Origin of the sequence: Massilia jejuensis, assembly GCF_042656795.1 — a bacterium.
In the GTDB taxonomy this organism is placed as follows: Bacteria; Pseudomonadota; Gammaproteobacteria; order Burkholderiales; family Burkholderiaceae_D; genus Telluria; species Telluria jejuensis.
Genome location: NZ_JBHSMS010000056.1, coordinates 1 through 4,340, shown reverse-complemented (window position 1 = coordinate 4,340; position 4,340 = coordinate 1). Strand labels below are relative to the sequence as shown.

General features: G+C 55.7%; 4 protein-coding genes and 1 pseudogene. 2 read left to right on the top strand and 3 right to left on the bottom strand.

The annotated features are described in order from the left end of the window. Window positions 1–82 precede the first annotated feature (82 nt). From ACFPOU_RS17185 to ACFPOU_RS17175, 3 genes are all read right to left on the bottom strand, one after another. A complete protein-coding gene (locus tag ACFPOU_RS17185; protein WP_379723873.1) occupies window positions 83–352 on the bottom strand; it encodes a hypothetical protein in 270 nt (89 codons plus the stop codon). Between the two features lie 94 nt (window positions 353–446). Further along, window positions 447–764: a helix-turn-helix domain-containing protein gene (locus ACFPOU_RS17180; protein ID WP_379723870.1), complete on the bottom strand. Its 318-nt coding sequence runs from the start codon at window positions 762–764 to the stop codon at window positions 447–449. 580 nt (window positions 765–1,344) lie between these two features. Continuing rightward, window positions 1,345–1,794, bottom strand: coding sequence for a hypothetical protein (locus ACFPOU_RS17175; protein ID WP_379723867.1), 450 nt, complete (start codon window positions 1,792–1,794; stop codon window positions 1,345–1,347). 1,094 nt (window positions 1,795–2,888) lie between these two features. Here ACFPOU_RS17175 and ACFPOU_RS17170 point away from each other — a divergent pair. Further along, window positions 2,889–3,530 carry a metallophosphoesterase gene (locus ACFPOU_RS17170; RefSeq protein ID WP_379723863.1) on the top strand — a complete coding sequence of 214 codons (642 nt, stop codon included), beginning with the start codon at window positions 2,889–2,891 and terminating at the stop codon, window positions 3,528–3,530. A gap of 389 nt (window positions 3,531–3,919) precedes the next feature. Further along, window positions 3,920–4,340, top strand: a pseudogene (locus tag ACFPOU_RS17165) (transposase); the annotation flags it as partial.

Below are 4,340 nucleotides of genomic sequence, written 5' to 3'. Positions count from 1 at the left end.
GGCTGCACCTGAGATATCAAAGCTGGCAGCATGAAGTGACACGACAACTTTGTTGACAACTACCGTTGTCCAAACTAAGAAATCATGTTGATCCCTCGTTCCTCAAGGTGGCGACAAGCGTTTCGCCATCCATCGGTTCGGAGAAATCCGCATCCGTGAGCGACTGGACTTCCAATAGCAGATTGCCATCGAGTCTTTCGGCATGCTTTTGAATGTCGTCAACTAGCGCATGTGCTTCGTTGAGTACCTCGAGTAATGTGTTCACGCTAGAACTTTCGGCGATGACAGCGATATCGCCTTGGCATCGCTTACGGATGCTGCACAAAAAATACTTCCGAGCAAGGCTGGCCATGCCTATATTCAGTGATCGAGCAGTGTTCTCTTGTCTCGTCGTTCCAGTCGAATGTGGGCGCATTCACCGTACTAGTGCGCCTCGACGAACGCGGTCAATCCGGGAGATGCCAAATGGACAAACCTGTGTTGCCAGTTGCGCGCATGCGCGCTGCCATTTCGCGGTACCGGTCCTCCACCATCGCAGAGTCCAACCTGTATGCAGCGACTGCGATGTCCGCGAGATTGACCCCCAATACCTGGGTCAAACGCGCTGCAGTCAGGTAGTCCAAACCCACCTCTCCAGCTTCGATGCGACTGACTTCGCCGGATGGAAGCCCGGCCTGGATGGACAGGTCCTGCGCCGTAAAGTGGCGACGCTCGCGCAACACCTGTAAACCCATACAAATCTGAAACTGGGAGATCGTCAGCATAAGGTACTGTAGGCCCAAGTTCACTGCAATATATGAGGGCAAATTTAGTTCCAAGCGACAACATATTGGTGTCACCTGTACCGTTCCTGACTGGCGTTGGTTTTCGTCCGCATACACTGCTCGATGCTTGGCTGCAGCCGGCTAGTCGAGACAAAGTCCGCCAGGCTGGGTACGCCCCTCGTGTATCCAGCAAGTTCAGGATACCGAACAGTGCGACACACCAGGTCGCTATGCGCCCTCGTGTCGTCAGCCTGGCTGCGTGTCCAAAACCTGTACACAGGTGTTGTTCATGGGCCTTTTTGAATAGACGTACTGTCTGTCTGAGCAGGAGTTGTAATTCAGCAACGTAAGCAGCCGACGTCGCCCATGGGAGATCACCTAGATGCCATGGCGGATGAAGCAATGATGAAGCCGTCACTCTTCCGCGGACGAGCTTTACCAGCCGCACTTAACGCTCCTTCGTACGGATGCCCTGCTCGCGGCCGGAACTAGCTTCCCTCCACTTCGAGCTGCGCTCTACGCTGCGCCGGTTCGCATCGCAACTTGACCGGTCTCGGGTCGCGCGCGGCTGACAAACGGCTCAGCGCGGTTTCATCAGGAAGGCTGGCAAGGACTGGTCCAGTTCAGCGCCGGTTTGATCAGGAACGTCACGTAGGTCCAGTACCCATTCGCGCACTATCTCGCCATTGACGATATCCAGCACGATTTGTTCGTTCCAAAATCGACGGGGTGGATTACTGGCCTTGCGACTCTGCCCGCGCCATCCGCACACGAGGCCACTGAACCAGGAAGCAACTATCGGCCCGGATGCCTTGGCGAACAGCTGCAAATGCGGCTCACTATTGATATCGACTAAGTACAAGCGCCCCTCGAAGGCCTCCCACGTAGCCACGTATCCATACACGGTATTAATCGTACTGCGCTTTTCCGGCCGCGTTGGCAGAGCGTCGAGGAAGGGTTCGAGTGGGTAGCTATAGATGCTGTACACGACATTGCCGACGCGCAGGCGGTTTGGAAAGATCGTACTCATAAATCAGTTCGACGCCTTTCATTGATATGGTCATTGCAGTTTGCTACCCTGAAGGGGAGCAGGGCGGCCAGCGATCCGATTGTATCCGCGCCAGCAAACGATGAGTGAAGTCACCAGCGTCCGCAGGTCCGGGCTACCTGCAGCACACCATCGCTAACCCAGTAATTACTGCTTCCAGGTCGATGTTGCGACCTTCATTGACTCATGTCGATCAAGCCGCATTTACACGATCGTGCCACGGCAATGCGGCAGAATATGTCGTGTCGAGATAGGATGTGGTTCAAAATGCCCCCAATATTGCTGAGCAAGAGTTGGGCGTATCTCGTATACCAACTCGCCATACAGGTCTCTGCCATTCATACTGCACGGAACAACGAACCAGGTTCAGGTATGCCGCGTTGGCGCCTTAAGTATGCTTGGGCATACTTCTCATTCGCAGGCCGCTGGCATACCTCGAGGCGGTGCTCAAGCGCAGCGGTCCATTCCAAACCGGGCCTTTCGATCAGGACGGTGGCAAGTGTAGTAGTCAAGGGTTGGCGCGGTCTCGGCGCATGACACTGTCATTTCTCCAGTATAAGGACTGGTCGACAATCCTTTTACATGGCCTTAACGCGCTCGCCCGTCCTGGTCATCCTAATACATCGATGCGACACGTGCTGTCGCATCGACCAGGACAATGTTGCTTCTGGAGGAAAGACAGCCCACGAACATGCATGTTGAACAGCTTCGCGATGAGATCGATGGTCGCATCACGATCGCCACGGACCGTACGAAAAGCGGCGTTTTGATCCGCCAAGCCGCCGGCAACCAGTTTTACACTGGCCAGCCATCGACAAGAGAAAGAGCGGTCGCAAGATTTGGAACAGCAACCCTTCGCCGCGCCAAACCGTCGTTGTTTTCGTGCGCTAGATGCATCCACAAGTAGGCAACTTTGCTTGCGGCGGCGGTAACACGGCAGCAGTGAAGGCCATCAGCCAGATAGAACCAGCGTGGCGCCAGGTTGTTGTTGAGATGTAAGCGCAATATGGTTTCCTGACATTAGTTTCTAAAATCGAACCCACAATCTTTTATGACCTCCTTCGTTCGGCGCTTGAATGCGAACCATGCCGGCCGTGATTTTGTCGTCGGCGACGTTCACGGATGTTTTAGGAAAATTATCCGCTGAGCTCGATCTGGTGAAGTTCGATCGTCGCCTCGATCGCCTGTTCAGTGTGGGTGATCTGGTCGACCGTGGTCCTGAGTCGGCAGCGGTCGTCATTGAATGGCTAACGCAACCATGGTTTTATGCTGTGCGGGGCAATCATGAGCAAATGGCGCTTGACTATCTCGTCGGCGACCTTGATTCTCGTGACTACCGACAATATGGTGGTGCCTGGTTCATGGAACTCAGTCTTCAGGAACAAAGACGGATCGCGGCCCAATTCGACGTACTCCCTGTTGTGCTGGAGGTCGAGACCTCGTCCGGCCTGGTGGGAATCGTTCATGGCGACTGTCCTTTCGCTTCCTGGACAGAGCTCATTGCGGGATTAAACGGCGATGATGCGCTTCTGGTCGCCGATACATGTCTGTACAGCCGCGAGCGCATTACTTCAGACGATGAGTCGGGCGTGGCGGGTGTCGCCAGGATGTTTGTAGGATACACGCCTGTGCAAAGACCGATTTCGCTTGGGAACGTCCACTACATTGACACGGGTGCAGTGTTTGGCAACCGCTTGACGCTTACCCGGATTAACTGACCTCGCCGTTGATGATCTATCTATCTATCAGGTCCAGGCACATGCCGACAACCTGGATTTTCGGCTGACTACGGCCGACCCAGGGTGGCGGTCGAAGTCATCCGGCCGGCGTCCGTTCCAGGTCGATCCACCGCCTGCCGCCACCTCTGCAGCGCCCTTTGCCGATGCTCTGCTCGAGCAGGCTAAAGGGTTTTCCTGCCGTGGCTGGGCAAACACCCTGTGGTACAGCGCCAGGCTGCGTTTGGAGCGCGGCTGGATCGTCAGATGAATCGGATGCCAGTCACTTGTGATCATCCGCGCCGCCGGCCTGTATCTCGGAAACACCCACTTGAATCGCCATGACTATTGTAGACACTCCTGAGCCATAATATAGGGCACAAGGAGAAGGTATGAGCGGCAAGCGGTACACTGAGGAATTCAAGATTGCAGCAGTCAAGCAGGTAGCCCAGCGTGGGCACCCAGCGAGCGAGGTAGCGCAGCGGCTCGGGGTAAGCATCCATAGCCTGTATGCCTGGACGAAGCGCTATGGCGTGCCCGAGGCGGAGCGCAAGGCTGTCGACGCCCAGTCTGACGAGATGCGGCGCCTCAAGGCCGAGCTCAAGCGCGTCACGGAGGAGCGTGACATATTGAAAAAGGTCGCGGTGTACTTTGCCAAGACGTGCGGGTAAGGTACACCTTAATTGCTGAGTTACAGGACCAATTCCCGGTGCGCCGGCTGTGCAAAACGCTCGAGGTGCATCCGAGCGGCTTCTATGCCTGGCGCCTGAATCCCGAAAGCCGCCGCGCCAGGGAAGACAAGCGCCTTCTCGT